17 protein-coding genes and 1 pseudogene are annotated in these 15706 nt (G+C 48.9%); 5 read left to right on the top strand and 13 right to left on the bottom strand.

The window, feature by feature from the left end; genetic code table 11:
• Nucleotides 1-25 precede the first annotated feature (25 nt).
• The 8 genes from DW085_RS11200 to DW085_RS11170 form a co-directional block, all read right to left on the bottom strand.
• Nucleotides 26-895: an NYN domain-containing protein gene (locus tag DW085_RS11200; protein ID WP_118492804.1), complete on the bottom strand. Its 870-nt coding sequence runs from the start codon at nt 893-895 to the stop codon at nt 26-28.
• A gap of 492 nt (nt 896-1387) precedes the next feature.
• Nucleotides 1388-1981, bottom strand: a complete 594-nt coding sequence (locus DW085_RS11195; RefSeq protein WP_118492802.1) for a type IV toxin-antitoxin system AbiEi family antitoxin domain-containing protein — start codon at nt 1979-1981, stop codon at nt 1388-1390.
• Between the two features lie 156 nt (nt 1982-2137).
• Nucleotides 2138-2272 (bottom strand): hypothetical protein, encoded by a 135-nt coding sequence (locus tag DW085_RS20195; protein WP_255646893.1) that lies wholly within the window; start codon nt 2270-2272, stop codon nt 2138-2140.
• 207 nt (nt 2273-2479) lie between these two features.
• Nucleotides 2480-2791 (bottom strand): hypothetical protein, encoded by a 312-nt coding sequence (locus DW085_RS19825; protein WP_227589665.1) that lies wholly within the window; start codon nt 2789-2791, stop codon nt 2480-2482.
• Nucleotides 2792-2836: 45 nt separating this feature from the next.
• Entirely contained in the window at nt 2837-4339 is a 1503-nt protein-coding gene (rlmD, locus tag DW085_RS11185) for a 23S rRNA (uracil(1939)-C(5))-methyltransferase RlmD (protein WP_118492866.1), read from the bottom strand.
• A 30-nt stretch (nt 4340-4369) separates the two neighbouring features.
• Nucleotides 4370-4960, bottom strand: a complete 591-nt coding sequence (locus DW085_RS11180; protein WP_118492800.1) for a TIGR01440 family protein — start codon at nt 4958-4960, stop codon at nt 4370-4372.
• A 91-nt stretch (nt 4961-5051) separates the two neighbouring features.
• The gene (gene aroC / locus DW085_RS11175) at nt 5052-6155 is read right to left on the bottom strand and encodes a chorismate synthase (protein WP_118492799.1); all 1104 of its coding nucleotides are present in this window, start codon (nt 6153-6155) and stop codon (nt 5052-5054) included.
• A gap of 25 nt (nt 6156-6180) precedes the next feature.
• On the bottom strand, nt 6181-7257 hold the full coding sequence (locus DW085_RS11170; protein ID WP_107001837.1) for a lactonase family protein: 1077 nt from the start codon (nt 7255-7257) through the stop codon (nt 6181-6183).
• 397 nt (nt 7258-7654) lie between these two features.
• Between DW085_RS11170 and DW085_RS11165 the strand changes: the two genes are divergently transcribed.
• From DW085_RS11165 to DW085_RS11150, 4 genes are read left to right on the top strand one after another with little or no spacing between them, the layout of a single operon-like run.
• On the top strand, nt 7655-8188 hold the full coding sequence (locus DW085_RS11165) for a helix-turn-helix domain-containing protein (RefSeq protein WP_022358843.1): 534 nt from the start codon (nt 7655-7657) through the stop codon (nt 8186-8188).
• A 36-nt stretch (nt 8189-8224) separates the two neighbouring features.
• Nucleotides 8225-9301 (top strand): spermidine/putrescine ABC transporter ATP-binding protein, encoded by a 1077-nt coding sequence (gene potA / locus DW085_RS11160; RefSeq protein WP_118492797.1) that lies wholly within the window; start codon nt 8225-8227, stop codon nt 9299-9301.
• A gap of 18 nt (nt 9302-9319) precedes the next feature.
• Nucleotides 9320-10141, top strand: a complete 822-nt coding sequence (locus tag DW085_RS11155; RefSeq protein ID WP_022358845.1) for an ABC transporter permease — start codon at nt 9320-9322, stop codon at nt 10139-10141.
• The gene (locus DW085_RS11150; RefSeq protein WP_118492795.1) at nt 10141-12069 is read left to right on the top strand and encodes an extracellular solute-binding protein; all 1929 of its coding nucleotides are present in this window, start codon (nt 10141-10143) and stop codon (nt 12067-12069) included. Before DW085_RS11155 ends, DW085_RS11150 begins: the two co-directional genes overlap by 1 nt.
• Before the next feature lie 82 nt (nt 12070-12151).
• On the opposite strand, the gene DW085_RS19170 is transcribed toward DW085_RS11150, so the two are convergent.
• Complete coding sequence (locus tag DW085_RS19170; RefSeq protein ID WP_182430873.1) at nt 12152-12292, bottom strand: hypothetical protein; 141 nt, start codon at nt 12290-12292, stop codon at nt 12152-12154.
• Between the two features lie 111 nt (nt 12293-12403).
• On the opposite strand from DW085_RS19170, the gene DW085_RS11140 reads away from it, so the two are divergent.
• Entirely contained in the window at nt 12404-12835 is a 432-nt protein-coding gene (locus tag DW085_RS11140) for a NifB/NifX family molybdenum-iron cluster-binding protein (RefSeq protein ID WP_118492793.1), read from the top strand.
• A 51-nt stretch (nt 12836-12886) separates the two neighbouring features.
• On the opposite strand, the pseudogene trmL reads toward DW085_RS11140, so the two are convergent.
• The 4 genes and pseudogenes from trmL to DW085_RS11120 form a co-directional block, all read right to left on the bottom strand.
• Nucleotides 12887-13380, bottom strand: a pseudogene (trmL, locus tag DW085_RS11135) (tRNA (uridine(34)/cytosine(34)/5-carboxymethylaminomethyluridine(34)-2'-O)-methyltransferase TrmL).
• Nucleotides 13374-14549, bottom strand: a complete 1176-nt coding sequence (locus tag DW085_RS11130; protein ID WP_118492791.1) for an aminotransferase class I/II-fold pyridoxal phosphate-dependent enzyme — start codon at nt 14547-14549, stop codon at nt 13374-13376. Before DW085_RS11130 ends, trmL begins: the two are co-directional and overlap by 7 nt.
• Nucleotides 14546-15028 carry an Lrp/AsnC family transcriptional regulator gene (locus tag DW085_RS11125; RefSeq protein ID WP_022358850.1) on the bottom strand — a complete coding sequence of 161 codons (483 nt, stop codon included), beginning with the start codon at nt 15026-15028 and terminating at the stop codon, nt 14546-14548. The genes DW085_RS11130 and DW085_RS11125 overlap by 4 nt, the downstream gene beginning before the upstream one ends.
• Nucleotides 15029-15042: 14 nt before the next feature.
• A complete protein-coding gene (locus tag DW085_RS11120) occupies nt 15043-15660 on the bottom strand; it encodes an AIR synthase-related protein (protein WP_243015256.1) in 618 nt (205 codons plus the stop codon).
• Between the last annotated feature and the right edge of the window lie 46 nt (nt 15661-15706).

The following is a 15706-nucleotide window of genomic DNA, read 5'->3' as shown; positions in this document are numbered from 1 at the left end:
TTATTCTCATACGAACCGTATATGCTTACTCTTCTTCCGCGTCCGCATCCTTCTTCCGTTTTCCGCCGCGCCGTACCTTGGAAAGTACCGGCTTTTCTTCTTTCTGCTTCACGCGCACATAGATGATCGACAGAATCTTATTGTGCGGATTGCGCGCTGACCGAACCTCAACGGAATCAAACCGCTCGATAAACTGCTTTAACTTCGTGCATTTATAATTTCGCGGGTCAAATCCCGGCACACGCTTTGGAAGATTGTCTCCCAGCTCCGATAAATCCACCCAGCCATCGTCGTCCGCATGCGTGTTGATGATTGAGATGATCTCTTTCTCCATCTCCTGCATGTTCGGAATATTGCTGACTGCATTCGGATCGCTTTCTTTCTCTGCTTCTTTTCTGGAACCATCCACATCACTCTCCTTGCGCGTCTGCGGCAGGGACGGATTCTGCGACGGATTTTCATCGTTTAATAAAATATCCAGGAATTTAAATGTCTCACACGCCGAAACAAATGCATTCGGCGTCTTGCGCTCTCCCATGCCGATCACCGTCATGCCTGACTCACGCAGGCGCAGCACCAGCTTCGTAAAATCACTGTCCGAGGTGACGATACAGAAGCCATCCACATTGCCCGAATATAAAATATCCATCGCATCGATGATCAGCGCCGAATCGGAGGCATTTTTCCCCTGCGTATAATTGTACTGGAAAACCGGCGTGATCGCATAGTCGCGCAGGTTCTTCATCCACGCCCGCACGCTCGGCGTCTGAAAATCGCCGTAAAGGCGCTTGTATGTCGCACTTCCATAATTGCTGACCTCATCTAAAATCAGCTTGATATACTTGCCGGACACATTTTCCGCATCGATCAGTACGGCTATTTTTTTGTCATCCATCTCCTGTTTCCTTTCTCAAATACCGCTCAAAATATTCTCTGCCGCTTTCATCAGGGCGCACTTTCCTTTGAAATAAAAAGGCACCGGAACTTTCGCACGGTCGCATGATCGTGACTCTGAAAGCCTCCGGTGCCGGAATTTCTCATTTTCACACCGCCGAAACGGTCGTGATCGACAGCCGATACAGCTTATCTATAAGTGTATCACGTTCATGAGAAATCAGCAAATATTCTTTTTATTGTATTATGGTTTCACTGCATATCCGTCGTTCTCTTACATCACTGTCAAAATCAACAACAGGGTAGAACTCTCACGAATCCTACTCCAAAATTACTAACATAAAGCCAGCTACGGCTTAAACCATAGCTTAATGTCAAAGAGGAAAAAACAAACTCTTGAATATTAAAATTCTTCAACAAAAATCCTCTAAGACAATAGATATTTCACTATCTCTTAGAGGATATTTCTTCAAAACTTGTTCCGCTGTATGAATCATATCATTACCTCCACATACATCATCACTTCATCCCTTACTCCAAGTTTAACCGCATACTCAATCAATCTTGAAAGATTCTTTTCCTTCGAGGACATATATTCCTTGATTGCTGTCTGATATAACTGAATTTCATATTTCTTTCGATCTTTAATCAAATCACAAATACATCTTTCCTTGTCATACACTTTAACCAAATTACCGCTGCTTGACGGGATTTCACAGGTCCCCATATCAAGAATCTCTGGGTTTGCGTAACGAACTTTTTTGTTTTTCTTTTTGATACGTGTTGCATTATATCCGGTAGGAACAGTGAAACAAATATGACTGTATTCTCTGTCGATAAGACCATGCAAATAAAGGGCGGTCTCGCCCGAATAAATAATATTCTTATTTCGTTGCTGGAGTACAAACAACTCATCTGGCCACACATTATCTAAAATATAAATGCCATGTGCCACTTTTTCCATATCATGCTCTCTGACGTATTTTGAGACAGATGGCTTTGATACACCTGATTCAACGGCCTTCGATGTAATCAAATATCCATTGTCTTTTTCAATTAGCGATTCCAAAATATCTGATATTGACATAGTTGTCCTCCTTATCCTTGATATTTGCTTTTGTGCTTAAATTATATTATATTTAAGCGTAAAAGTAAATTCAATCCTTATATGCTTGCAGAAGTAAAAGATAACGCAGCCGAATAATTTCACAAAAAAGCGACAGTCTGATTTACATTTTGTATTTCAGGAAACTGCCGCTTCTTTTTCTTCCTTATTCTGTTTTTCTTCCTCCAACTCTCGGAGGACTTCATCGCCGTACTTATCAATCATCCGTACCAGAAAATCAATGCACCGTTCAAATTCAATATTCTGTTGCATAAGCTCCTCCCGTCATTGTTTTGATCTGAGCTTATTTTACAGAACCTACCGGAAAACCACATTGAATAGAAATTGATTGTAAATTGACACAATCACTTTAAAAATATCCGCATTTTCTTGAATCAAATATATGTTCGTGTTATGATAGATATACTCAATCTTAACTAGCTATGACGGAAAAACCAGCCTTCCAAAATTTAGAAAAGATCACTTGCTATAGAATTGTAATTTGCTTCTTCTTTGACCCCTTATAAACACAAAAGCTGAACAAACAGGATTTTTCGTCCTACTTGGCAGATTATAGTTCTCTCCTACTTCGATTCCACATTTCCTTTTGATTTGAGAAATATATAAATTTGAAACCTTCAAGCCAAATTCTTTCAGCACATAATCTTTGATTTCCTGATAGGTCGCTTTCGGCTCTGCACTGGTTGCATCCAGCTCGTTCAGGTCTAAATCGATCTCTATCGTGTCATCTGGTTTTTGCGCGAGCAACGAGGCAAGCCGAGATGCTTGCATCTCGATTTGCCGACTGCCGCGTTCATCGAGACAAGTACTCTTGTCTCAATGTTGGGACAAAAGAACTACCGTCTCCACATGCCCGCTCATCCCGAACATATCACAGCATCTCACGCGCTCCACCGCGTATCCTCTTTCATTCAGATACTTCACATCGCGCGCCAATGTGGCGGAATCGCAGCTGACATAGACTACCCGCTTTGGCTGCATCCGGACGATCGTGTCGAGGCAGACGCTGTCACAGCCTTTGCGCGGCGGATCGACGACGATGACATCGGCATAGACCTGATTTTTTTCATACTCCCTTGGAAGTACCTCTTCAGCCTTTCCGACAAAAAACTCGACATTTTCCATGCCATTTAATGCCGCGTTCCGGCGGGCATCCTCGATCGCCGGAGGGACGATCTCTACACCGTACACTTTCTTCGCTTTCTGCGCCAGAAACAGGGAAATGGTTCCGATTCCGCAGTACAGATCCCATACAGTCTCCCCACCGGTCAGCCCCGCGTATTCCAGCGCCGTTCCATAGAGTTTTTCCGTCTGCACCGGATTGACCTGATAGAAAGAAAGCGGCGAAATCTGGTACGATACATTTCCGATTTTATCTGTGATATAGCCCGGTCCGTATAAGTTTACAAGCTCCGCACCAAGAATCACGTTTGTTTTTTCCTGATTGATGTTGTAGGAAATACTGGTCATGCCAGGGACTTCTTTTAAGCGTTCCACAAAAATATCCGCGTGCGGCAGCTTCTTTCCATTGATGACGAGACAGACCATCAGCTCGCCGTTTGAAAATCCCTTCCGAATCAATGCATGGCGAATCAGACCCTTATGCGTTTCCTCGTCATATGGCGCAATCTGGTATTCTTCCATGATTTTCTTGATAATATCCAGAATTACCGCATTTTCTTCGACACCCAGCAGGCAATCCTCCGCTTCCACAATATGGTGGGTGCGTCCCGCGTAAAATCCGGCAATGATTCTTCCATCCTTATCGCGTCCAAACGGAAACTGTGCCTTGTTGCGGTAGCGCCACGGGTGCTCCATCCCCAGGATCGGCTCCATGGTGATAGTTTTATCCACACCTTCCCCGGCACTTTTCCCCGACACGTTCTCTGCTTTCACCCCCGCATCGGTTGTCTCCATCCTTTCGGATGTATTTCTTTCAGATACATTCTCAGGCACACTCACTTCATCCGCCCGCTCCGGCAGCCGCAGATTCTCCATCCCGCCGATCCGGCGCAGGTTATTGTAGACCTTGCGCTCCTTAAAATGAAGCTGCGCCTCATAACTCATCATCTGAAGCTGGCAGCCGCCGCACTGTCTTGCGACCGGGCATTCCGGCATCACACGGTCTTTGGATGCTTCCAGCACCTCCATCAGACGGGCAAAGCCATAATTTTTCTTCATTTTCATCGCCCGCGCCCGGATCCGATCCCCGATCACGGCATCTTTTACAAACCAGATATAACCGTCCTGCTTTCCGATCCCGGCTCCATCCTCGCTCATATCTTCGATTGTCAGTTCAAATTCATCATTTTTCCTGATTTCCACGTTTTTTTTTACTCCTCATTTTCTTTATTTCGCATCCAGATAATGCGCCCGCTCTCCGCCAATATATTTCAGCCTCGTTCTCGCACACGTCACATGGGCGCCGCCGATCGCACGGATCGAGGTCCGCACCGGAACTGCAACCGGGCGCAGGTGCATACCGATGAAAGTGTCTCCGATATCGATGCCCGCGTGTGCCTGAATCCGCTCTACGGCTGTCGGATGTTCAAATCCCGCATAGGCTGCCGTTGCAAAGGAACCGCCTGCTTTTAGCTGCGGCACGACGTTTACTATCTCCAGACCATATTTTTCCGCCGCTTCTTCTTCCACAATCAGCGCCCGGTTCAGATGTTCACAGCACTGTGCCGCCAGATAAAGCCCTTGCGACTTGGTGACTGCATACAGCTCCTCAAACACCGCTTTTCCGATCTCGGCGCTGGAATAGGAACCGATCTTATGCGATGCAATCTCGCTGGACGAGCATCCGACCACCAAAATCTGTCCCGGCTTCATATTTGCCGCACTGAGAAGTTCCTCTGCGGCAATCCGTACCTCCTGGCGCAGCTCCTCTAACTGTCCTGCTGTCTCTATTTCTTTTGAAATTCCTGTTGCACTCATCCTGCTGCCTCCTGATTTAATGCCAGAAAAAGCCGCGGACCAAACAGGCTGAGCCCGCCGCAGCTTTTCCAAAATTTTTATTTACATTCCCTTACTTCCGGTAAAACTCCTGAATCCGATCCAGCCGCGCCGTCATGCCGCCCAGCAGCATATCCGCCGCCGCAAATGCCGCCATCGCCTCAACCACGACAACCGCTCTCGGCACAATGATCGGATCATGGCGTCCCTTGATGCTGATGCCGATCTCCTCGCCGCTCTTATTGACGGTTCTCTGCTCTGCGGCAATCGACGGGGTCGGTTTAAATGCCGCACGGAACACAACTTCGCTTCCATCCGTCATACCGCCTAAAATGCCACCTGCATGGTTCGTCGCCTTGCCGATGCCTCCATCCGGATCCATGACAAATGCGTCGTTGTTCTCGCTTCCTGCCATCTGCGCCGCATGGAAACCCTCTCCGATCTCGAAGCCTTTAACAGCACCGATCGAGCAGATTGCCTTTGCCAGGTTCGCATTAAATTTATCAAAAACCGGTTCACCAAGCCCTGCCGGAAGACCGGCAATCACGCATTCCACGATACCGCCAGCAGAATCTTTCTCCGCCATCTTCCTTTCCAGATACTGCTCTGCCTCTGCGGCTGCGGCAGCATCCGGCATATACAGCTTATTCTTTTCACATTCCGCCAGATCAAACCGATCCGGCGCCACTTCCACCGGTCCGATCGCTTTCGTGTATGCTTTTACCTGAATGTTCAAGGATTCCAGCAGCTTTGCCGCGATAGCGCCTGCTGCCACGCGTCCGATCGTCTCGCGTCCCGAAGAACGTCCGCCGCCCCGGTAATCCCGGAAACCGTATTTTTCATCGAAGGTATAATCCGCATGTCCGGGACGGTAATAACTGGCGATCTCACTGTAATCCTTCGAATGCTGATCCTGGTTCCGCACCAGCATCGAGATCGGCGTGCCCGTCGTCCGCCCTTCAAAAACGCCTGACAGGATCTCCACCGTATCGCTCTCGCTGCGCTTCGTCGTAAAACGGCTCTGCCCCGGTTTGCGGCGGTCCAGATAACGCTGAACGTCTTCCTCACAAAGCGCAAGCCCCGCCGGACAGCCATCTACGACCACGCCCACGCCTGCGCCGTGGGATTCGCCCCACGTTGTCATTGTCAGTATTTTTCCGTATGTTGATCCTGCCATTCTCGCTATTAACTCCTTCTGCCATTTAGTCTGCTTTCTTTCCTCTCGTAGGTACCTTTGTAATCACACAGCAGTTTGGCTCATTCACCGAAATACTGCGTCCGCTCATCACCAGCAGTTTCTCCTTATATTCCACCTGGAAGAAAGAAATGCTGTTACTGCCGTGGTTGATCGACGCCAGATGGTTTCCATCCGGAAAAATCGCGATATCCTTCGGGTAATCTCCACTGATCGGAAGACAGCAGAGCAGCTTCAAAAGCCCCGTCTGTGCATCGCGCTCGTAGACACTGACTGAATTATCGCCCGCATTGCTGCAGAACAGATGTGTCTCGTCCTCGGACATCCGGATCGTGCACGCTGCAGTCAGCTGGCTGGTGCGCTCCGGTGCGGTCGATGGAATCGTCTGGATCTTCTCGATCTTCGGCACACGATCGCCCGTTTCATACGTGTATACATCAATCACATTTTTGATTTCATACATCAAATATAAGAATTTTCCATCCTTGCTGAACATGAAATGTCTCGGACCAGATTCCAAATCACAGCGGATCGCGTCCACCAATGAAAGGGTTCCCTTCTCGCCATCAAACCTGTAAATCTTGACCTGGTCAATTCCCAGATCGGCTACCAGCAGGAATCTGCCATCCGGCGTGCGCTCCGCACAGCTCACATGCGGGCGGAACGTGCGCTCTGCCACGCTTCCAAGTCCCTTGTGGTAAACGCCGTCGGTCACTTCCCCGATAGAACCGTCCGGTTTCAGGCGGACCACCGTCTCCTTGCCGTCATGATAGCCGGATACGAAGATAAACTTGTCCTCCGCATCGGTCGCAATATGGCAGCCGCGCATCGCCTTGATATTTGCGCTGTTCACACGGCTGAGTGCGCCATTTTCCAGAATCCGGAACGCCACAACGCCCTCGTCCGCGATGGAATAGAGCATCCGCCCGTCATGTGAAACAGTTAAATAGGAAGAGTTGTCCACTTCCACCTCGCACCGGTAGATAAATTTTCCCTTTTTTACATCCACATCATACACGGTAATTCCCTTTGCCTGACCGTTGTATGAGTAAGAACCCACATATGCCATATATTTATCCTGCATGAAATGTTCCTCCTTTGATCCCCCAGAACCGTTATAACGGTTTCTATCAAATTATCTGCCCCTATTTTATCATCATACCGCCATTTTTGCACCCTTTTTTCACACAATTTGAGAACCCCCGGATTTTCCCGTTTTTTTCCTTGACACCTTCCCCACATTCTGTATAATAGATACTCGGAAGCAAGTTTATTATTTCTAAACAAAAAGATTAATTTTACATTCATTTTAGAATTTCTAAACTTTCATCTTACTTTTGCATGTTTCTAAAAAACGCCGGACGGATGGTTTTCCCACCCGGTTTTTATAAAAAAGAATGTGCCCTAGCGCATCCTCGCGGAGCGTTTTTTGTTTCATAGGACGCAATTTCCTATGAAACCAGGAAAGGAGGTTCCCTCTGTTGAGTATAGGAGGAAAATTAAAGGAACTGCGAATTTTAAAGGGTCTGACGCAAGAAGAGCTGGCTGACCGCGCAGAGCTTTCGAAGGGATTTATCTCCCAGGTAGAGCGCGATCTGACCTCCCCGTCCATCGCTACTTTGATGGATATTCTCCAGTGTCTCGGCACAACCATAGGGGAGTTTTTCAACGAGGCTCCGGAAGAGCAGATTGTATTTGAAAAAAACGACTATTTTATCAAGGAAGATCCGGAACTGAAAAATGAAATTCAGTGGATCATCCCGAACGCCCAGAAGAACACGATGGAACCAATCCGCCTGACACTCGGTGCCGGCGGCTCCACCTATCCGGACAGCCCACATGAGGGTGAGGAATTTGGCTATGTTCTTTCCGGCAGCATCCTGATTCATCTGGGGAACCGGACGTACAAAGCCAAAAAGGGCGAATCTTTTTACTATACGAGCGACAAGACGCATTACCTTGAAAGCCGCTCCGGCGCGACGATCCTCTGGGTCAGCTCGCCGCCAAGTTTCTAATACTACACATTATTTTACTATTTACGGAGGAAACGCATGAGCCAGCCATTAATCGATTTACAGCATATCTCGAAACGCTTTGACGACACCCTGGTCCTGGATGACTTGAGCCTTTCAGTAAAGGAAAATTCCTTTGTAACGCTCTTAGGTCCCAGCGGCTGCGGCAAGACGACCACGCTCCGCATCATCGGCGGATTTGAATCCCCAAATACAGGAAAAGTAATTTTCGGCGGCGAAGACATCACCAAACTTCCGCCAAACAAGCGCCAACTAAACACCGTATTCCAGAAATACGCACTGTTTCCGCATATGAGCATCGCAGATAATATCGCATTTGGGCTAAAAATTAAGAATAAATCAAAAACATATATTGATGACAAAATTAAGTACGCTTTAAAGCTTGTAAACCTAGACGGCTTTGAGCATCGCAGCATTGACTCTTTGAGCGGCGGCCAGCAGCAGCGTATCGCCATTGCGCGTGCGATTGTCAACGAGCCAAAGGTCCTGCTTCTCGATGAGCCGCTCGGTGCCCTAGATTTAAAACTGCGCCAGGATATGCAGTACGAGCTGATCCGTCTGAAAAATGAGTTAGGCATCACTTTTATCTATGTTACCCACGATCAGGAAGAGGCATTGACGATGTCCGATACCATCGTTGTCATGAACCAGGGTTATATCCAGCAGATGGGTTCCCCGGAACAGATCTACAACGAGCCGGAAAACGCATTCGTTGCCGACTTCATCGGCGAGAGCAACATCGTGGACGGTCTGATGATCCACGACGAGCTGGTTGAAATCTTCGGTGCGAAATTTGCCTGCGTCGATAAGGGATTCGGAACGAACCAACCGGTAGACGTTGTCATCCGCCCGGAGGACATCGACCTCGTAAAACCAGAGGAAGGCACGCTGCAGGGCATTGTCACCCACCTGATTTTTAAGGGCGTCCACTATGAGATGGAAGTCACCACACCGGACGGCTATGAATGGCTGGTTCACAGCACGGATATGTTCCCGGTCGGCGAGAAGGTCGGCATCCATGTAGACCCGTTTGACATCCAGATCATGAACAAGCCGGCGTCAGAGGACGAGGAAGCTGTGGGCGTCAATGAATAGAAAGGAGTCGGACTTAGCATGAAATCAAACGTGAAACGGCTCTTCGCCGGTCCTTATATTCTCTGGATGATCGGTTTTACCATCATCCCGCTCCTGCTGATCGTATACTACGGTCTGACAACCAAAAGCGGGGCATTTACACTGGCAAATGTCTGTTCCATCACGACACCGGAGCATATGAAGGCGCTGCTCTTATCCCTGGGTCTGTCTCTGGCTGCGACCGCCATCTGCCTGCTTTTGTCCTATCCGCTGGCTTTGGTGCTGCGCCGCCGCGGCATTGGGGCAGGCAGCTTCATGGTATTCGTCTTCATCCTTCCGATGTGGATGAATTTCCTGCTCCGCACCCTCGCGTGGCAGACGCTCCTGGAGAAAAATGGCGTTATCAACGGCATTCTTTCCTTTCTCCATCTGCCAAATATTGCCATCATCAATACCCCGTGGGCGATCATTCTGGGCATGGTATACAACTTCCTGCCTTTCATGATTCTCCCGATTTATAATGTGCTGGCAAAGATCGACGACAATACCATCAACGCCGCCAAAGACCTGGGTGCAAACAATTTCCAGACACTCATTCACATCTGGATTCCACTCAGCATCCCGGGCATCATCAGCGGCATTACCATGGTATTTGTCCCGGCGCTGACAACCTTCGTTATTTCCAGTCTCTTAGGCGGCAGCAAGATCCTGCTCATCGGAAATGTCATCGAGCAGGAGTTCACCAAGGGAAGCAACTGGCACTTAGGTTCCGGTCTCTCGCTGGTTCTGATGATTTTCATTTTACTGAGTATGGCGCTTATCGCCAAATACGATAAAGAAGGGGAGGGCAATGCGTTCTGATGAAACATAACCGCTTAAAACAGTTTTTCCAGGACTTTTACCTGGCGCTCATCCTGCTCTTTTTATACATCCCGATCGTGACCATGATCGTTTTGTCCTTTAACAACACAAAATCGAGAACCGTCTGGGGCGGTTTTACCACCCGCTGGTATACGCAGATGTTCCAGGATTCCGCCATCATGAATGCCTTAAACAATACGCTGCTCATCGCGTTTGCGTCGGCTCTGATCGCGACCGTCATCGGCACGATCGCCGCCATCGGCATCAACAGCATGAAACGGATTCCGCGCACCATCGTCATGGGAATCAACAACATCCCGATGCTGAACTCCGATATCGTAACCGGTATCTCCCTGATGCTGGCATTTATCGCGTTCGGTATCTCTCTCGGATTTAAAACCGTGCTGATCGCGCATATCACATTTAATATTCCATATGTGATATTAAGTGTCATGCCGAAACTCAAGCAGACGAACCGGTACACCTACGAAGCCGCTCTGGATCTCGGCGCCAGACCGCTATATGCTTTCTTCAAGGTCGTATTTCCGGACATCGTCCCGGGTATCCTCTCCGGCTTTTTGATGGCATTTACGATGTCCCTCGATGATTTTATCATTACGCACTTTACAAGAGGTGCCGGTATGGATACCTTATCCACCCTGATCTACAGCCAGGTGCGCCGAGGCATCCAGCCGACGATGTACGCCCTGTCCACGCTGATTTTCGTGGCAGTCCTGGTGCTCCTGCTGATCACCAACTTTGCCCCGGAGAAAAAATCCACCGGCAATGCGACTGTGATTGACACAGAGACCATCAAGCGCCGCAAACGCAACAACCAGATCAAGAACGGCGTTCTGGGACTTGCCTGCACGCTGATTCTGCTTGTCGTTGGTGTCAGCACCTACAGCCGCTACACCACGACTCATTCAAACGAACTGTACGTCTACAATGCAGGCGAATATATTGATCCGGACCTGATTGAGGAATTTGAACAGGAAACCGGAATCAAGGTTACCTACGACGTATTTGAGACACTGGAAGAAATGTATCCGGTCATCGAAGCCGGCGGCGTCAACTACGATGTAGTCTGCCCATCCGACTACATGATTCAGAAAATGAAGGAAAATGACCTGCTTGCCGAACTCAACTTTGACAACATTCCAAATGTCAAAAACATTGACCCGCAGTACATGGAAATGTCCAAGCAGTTCGACCCGGAAAACAAATATTCCGTGCCATACACCTGGGGAACCGTCGGTATTCTTTATAATACGAAGCTCATCGAAGAAAAAGGACTTCCGGTTCCGACCAAATGGTCCGATCTCTGGAATCCGGCTTATAAAGGCGAGATCCTGATGCAGGACAGCGTCCGCGATGCCTTCATGGTAGCGCTCAAAAAAGACGGCTTCTCTGCCAACTCGACCGACGAAACCGAACTCCAGCAGGCAAAGCAGGATCTGATTGACCAAAAACCGCTCATACAGGCTTACGTCATCGATCAGGTACGTGACAAGATGATCGGCGGCGAGGCAGCCATCGGCGTCATCTACTCCGGCGAGATCATGTACATCCAGGATGAGGTAGCCGCACAGAACCTCCCATTCTCCCTGGAATACGTAATCCCGGAAGAGGGAACCAACGTCTGGCTCGATTCCTGGGTAGTTCCGAAAAATGCGAAAAATAAGGAAAACGCAGAAAAATGGATCAATTTTCTCTGCCGCCCGGATGTCGCAGTCAAAAACTTTGAGTACATTACCTACGCGACGCCAAACAAGGCAGCCAAGGAAATGCTGGACGAAGAAATCCAGAACAACAAAGCCGTCTTCCCAGATGCGAAGCAGCTGAAAAACTGCGAGGTTTACCGGTATCTTGGGGATGAGGCGGACGAGCTTTATAATAGTTTGTGGAAAGAAGTTAAGTCGGATTAAGGGGTTTGCTGCTTCAAATCATAATTGCAAAAAAGAGTCAACAGAAGTGCATTCTGCTGGCTCTCTTTTTCTATCAAAGATATTACACTTCCAATGCCACTTTTAAGTCTTCCATACTGGAATATCTCGGTGCGTTTGGATCTTTTACAATCGTTCTTCCTTCTTCGATTGCTATCAGTAACACATCCTTCTTTTCATTCTTCTCAATATTTACTCCATCCATACAAGCCACCTCCATATATGTCTATTATATATTTTTTCATAAATAACATATACATTTATATTGATTTTTCAATTCTAAGCGCTATACTATCTCTAAAAAAGGAGGTCACTCATGAAAATTGCAGTCCCTTATGAAAACGGAGAAATCTGCTCCCACCTGGCTCAGGTGAAAGAATTTTTAATTTTTGATGTAGTTGACGATGAGATTATTTCCACCAAAATCGTGAAACAGACCTATGCAAACGATCCCGGCGCGCTGGTCGAGTTTCTGAAAAAAGAAAATACTGCCGTCCTCCTCTGCGACGCCCTTCCGATCCCGATGATGATCGCCCTGCGCGAAACCAGCATCCAGGTTCTCGGCGGCGCCAAAGGCGCTCCTAAAGACCGCGTCGAAGACTTCTTAAACGGAATGCTTCACTTTGACCGGAGCGGAAATAGCGGACCATCCTGCGGCGTCCACCTGCCGGACAACAATAAAAATGGCACTGACTCCGACACCGAATGCGACGGAAATATCAGTGCCTGTGGGACTTGGTGCCACTAATTCCTGTTTCATCTGAGACGTTGATGACGCACGTGTGGGAGAGAATCCACCTTATTTCCACTGGAGGTGATGCAGATGCCCCTCCGTATTCATCTTCTCAAACCCATTCTGCCGCAGCGCCTCATACAGAATGATCGCCACCGAGTTTGACAGATTCAGGGAGCGCGTCTCACCCCACATCGGGATGCGGACGCAGCGCTCCGGGTCTTCGATCAGGAGTTCTTCCGGGATGCCGCGGCTTTCCGGTCCGAACATGATATAGCAGTCCGGATCGTAGTGAACGTCCGTATACACCTGCGTCGTCTTCGTGGTCGCCATATACGGGCGCGCGCCGGATTCTTCTCCAGAAAATCTTTAAAATCGCTGTAAACTGTCACGTCCAGATGCGGCCAGTAATCAAGACCCGCTCTTTTTACCATTTTATCATTCAATTTAAAACCGAGAGGCTCGATCAGATGAAGCCGCGTGTTCGTTGCCACGCAGCTTCGTCCTATATTTCCTGTATTCATCGGCATCTCCGGTTCATAGAGTACAATATTTAACATTTCTTCTCTCCATCCAGCCGTGCCACAAACCGCTTGATGCGCTCGATCGCCTTCTGCAGATCCTCCAGCGAATACGCATAGGAAACACGCAGATAGCCCTCGCCGCAGTCTCCAAACGCGGTGCCCGGCACAAGCGCCAGCTTCTCTTCCTGTAACAGGCGGTTTGCGAATTCATCCGAGGTCATGCCAAACCGTTTGATGCACGGGAACATATAAAATGCTCCATACGGCTCGAAACAGTCCATGCCGAGCCCCCGGAACTCTCTCAAAAGATAGCGGCGGCGCTCATCGTAGGCTTTCTTCATGCGGGCAATGTCCTCATCGCCATTCCGCAGGGCGTCAACCGCTGCATACTGGCTGGTGGTCGGCGCACACATAATCGCAAACTGATGGATTTTCAGCATCTGTTTTAAGATAAGCGCTGGAGCCGCCGCATAGCCGAGACGCCACCCGGTCATCGCATATGCCTTGGAAAATCCGTTGATCAACACCGTGCGGTCACGCATCCCGGAAATCTCCGCGATGGAAACGTGCTTGCCACTGTAGGTCAGCTCGGAATAAATTTCATCACTCAGCACAAACAGATCCTTCTCCTCAATCACCTTCGCGATCGCCTCCAGATCGGTGCGGTTCATGATCGCGCCCGTTGGATTGTTCGGGAATGGAAGAATCAGCACCTTTGTTTTCGGTGTGATTTTCTCCAGCAGCTTCTCCGGCGTCAGACGGAACTCATCCTTCTCCTCCAGCTCGATAATGACCGGCGTACCGCCCGCCAGCACCGTACACGGCACATAGGAAACGTAACTCGGCTGCGGAATCAGAACCTCATCGCCCGGATTGAGCATCGCGCGCAGGGCGATATCAATCGCCTCGCTGCCGCCGACCGTTACCATCACTTCTGTATTCGGATCATACTCAAGACGCTGACGACGTTTCAGATAATGGCAGATCTCCTGGCGCAGTTCCTTTAAACCAGAGTTCGACGTATAGAAGGTACGTCCTTTTTCCAGCGAATAAATGCCCTCCTCGCGGATATGCCACGGTGTATCAAAATCCGGTTCGCCCACGCCCAGGGAGATCGCGCCCTTCATCTCGCTGACAACGTCAAAAAACTTCCGGATTCCGGACGGCGGAATATTTACAATCGTATCTGATAATGGGTTTCTCACGGAACAATCAACATCCTTTCATCCTGAGGACCGTCGCAGAGAACGGTACCATGGTCTTTGTATTTTTTAAGAATAAAATGGGTCGCGGTACTCAGCACAGAATCGATCGTGGAAAGCTTTTCTGCCACAAACTGTGCAACTGCACGCATGGTTTTCGCCTCGATCATAACGGTAAAATCATAGCCGCCGGACATCAGGTATACCGAGGTCACCTCGCTGTACTGATAGATTCTCTCGGCAATCTTGTCAAAGCCCATCTCGCGCTGCGGCGTTACCTTTACTTCGATCAGTGCAATGACCTTCTCCTCATCTGTATTATCCCAGTTAATCAGGGTATGGTAACCGCAGATGATATGTTCATTTTCCATTTCGGCGATCTCCGCCGCGACCGCAGCTTCATTTTCCCCGAGTAAATCCGCCAGCTCTTTGACGCTGATGCGGCTGTTTTTTTCAATGACCGCTAAAATTCTCTCTCTCACTTTACTACCTCCTGTTAATGGGATTTTGGTAAGTCTTTCATTTTATCTATCTCATCCGGTTTTGGCCGGTCAAGAAAGCTATGTACTTCGCCGCTGTAAATCTCGCGTCCGATCGCTGTGCGCGTCCGACCGATGAGCGCCGCCGGAATGCCCTCTCTCTCCAGATTCTTTAGCAGTTTCGGACCGCTAGACGCCGTCAGCAGAATGCAACCCTGGGACTGTAAACGGTATGGATTGAGGTCAAATACCTCGCAGACCTCCACCGTCTCCTGGCGGATCGGAAGTTTCCTAAGATCCATCTCAAATCCGAGTCCGAATCCATCAAAAAAATGCCACAGCGCTGCCATGACGCCGCCCCCGCCCGCCGGATACCACGCAGATGCGCCGAGACGGGTCAGCACTTTCCGCTCTTTATGTGCAGCAAATGCCTCCAGAAGCGGAGACGGATTCCATTTCTCATAGAGATTCTGGCATTCTCTCACATACCGTGCAGAAAATCGGTTCAAAAGCGCCGCCTCGCCGCTTTTTGCCGCCATCGAGGTACCAAGAAGCGCGGTGTAACCGACCGCCAGAAGATCCTGCTCGGCTTTCATCTCCCCGTATGCCTCGAAAATTTCATCTTTTATGTTCATTCTGATTCCTTTCCCAGCTTCACATTCAAGTACAGTAATTTTCTGC

Origin of the sequence: Clostridium sp. AF50-3 (assembly GCF_003477445.1) — a bacterium.
In the GTDB taxonomy this organism is placed as follows: Bacteria; Bacillota; Clostridia; order Lachnospirales; family Lachnospiraceae; genus Otoolea; species Otoolea fessa.
The sequence above is the reverse complement of the archived record's forward strand: the minus strand, read 5'-3'. Positions and strand labels throughout refer to the sequence as shown.

What these genes read in the sequence shown, in the direction of transcription:
- DW085_RS11170 (WP_107001837.1), bottom strand. Translation starts at nt 7,257, where the DNA reads ATGCAGGATAAATATATGGCATATGTGGGTTCTTACTCATACAACGGT.
- DW085_RS11120 (WP_243015256.1), bottom strand. Translation starts at nt 15,660, where the DNA reads ATGAACATAAAAGATGAAATTTTCGAGGCATACGGGGAGATGAAAGCC.
- potA (WP_118492797.1), top strand. Translation starts at nt 8,225, where the DNA reads ATGAGCCAGCCATTAATCGATTTACAGCATATCTCGAAACGCTTTGAC.
- DW085_RS11140 (WP_118492793.1), top strand. Translation starts at nt 12,404, where the DNA reads ATGAAAATTGCAGTCCCTTATGAAAACGGAGAAATCTGCTCCCACCTG.
- aroC (WP_118492799.1), bottom strand. Translation starts at nt 6,155, where the DNA reads ATGGCAGGATCAACATACGGAAAAATACTGACAATGACAACGTGGGGC.
- DW085_RS19170 (WP_182430873.1), bottom strand. Translation starts at nt 12,292, where the DNA reads ATGGATGGAGTAAATATTGAGAAGAATGAAAAGAAGGATGTGTTACTG.
- DW085_RS11155 (WP_022358845.1), top strand. Translation starts at nt 9,320, where the DNA reads ATGAAATCAAACGTGAAACGGCTCTTCGCCGGTCCTTATATTCTCTGG.
- DW085_RS20195 (WP_255646893.1), bottom strand. Translation starts at nt 2,272, where the DNA reads ATGCAACAGAATATTGAATTTGAACGGTGCATTGATTTTCTGGTACGG.
- DW085_RS11195 (WP_118492802.1), bottom strand. Translation starts at nt 1,981, where the DNA reads ATGTCAATATCAGATATTTTGGAATCGCTAATTGAAAAAGACAATGGA.
- DW085_RS11180 (WP_118492800.1), bottom strand. Translation starts at nt 4,960, where the DNA reads ATGAGTGCAACAGGAATTTCAAAAGAAATAGAGACAGCAGGACAGTTA.
- DW085_RS11150 (WP_118492795.1), top strand. Translation starts at nt 10,141, where the DNA reads ATGAAACATAACCGCTTAAAACAGTTTTTCCAGGACTTTTACCTGGCG.
- DW085_RS11200 (WP_118492804.1), bottom strand. Translation starts at nt 895, where the DNA reads ATGGATGACAAAAAAATAGCCGTACTGATCGATGCGGAAAATGTGTCC.
- DW085_RS19825 (WP_227589665.1), bottom strand. Translation starts at nt 2,791, where the DNA reads ATGCAAGCATCTCGGCTTGCCTCGTTGCTCGCGCAAAAACCAGATGAC.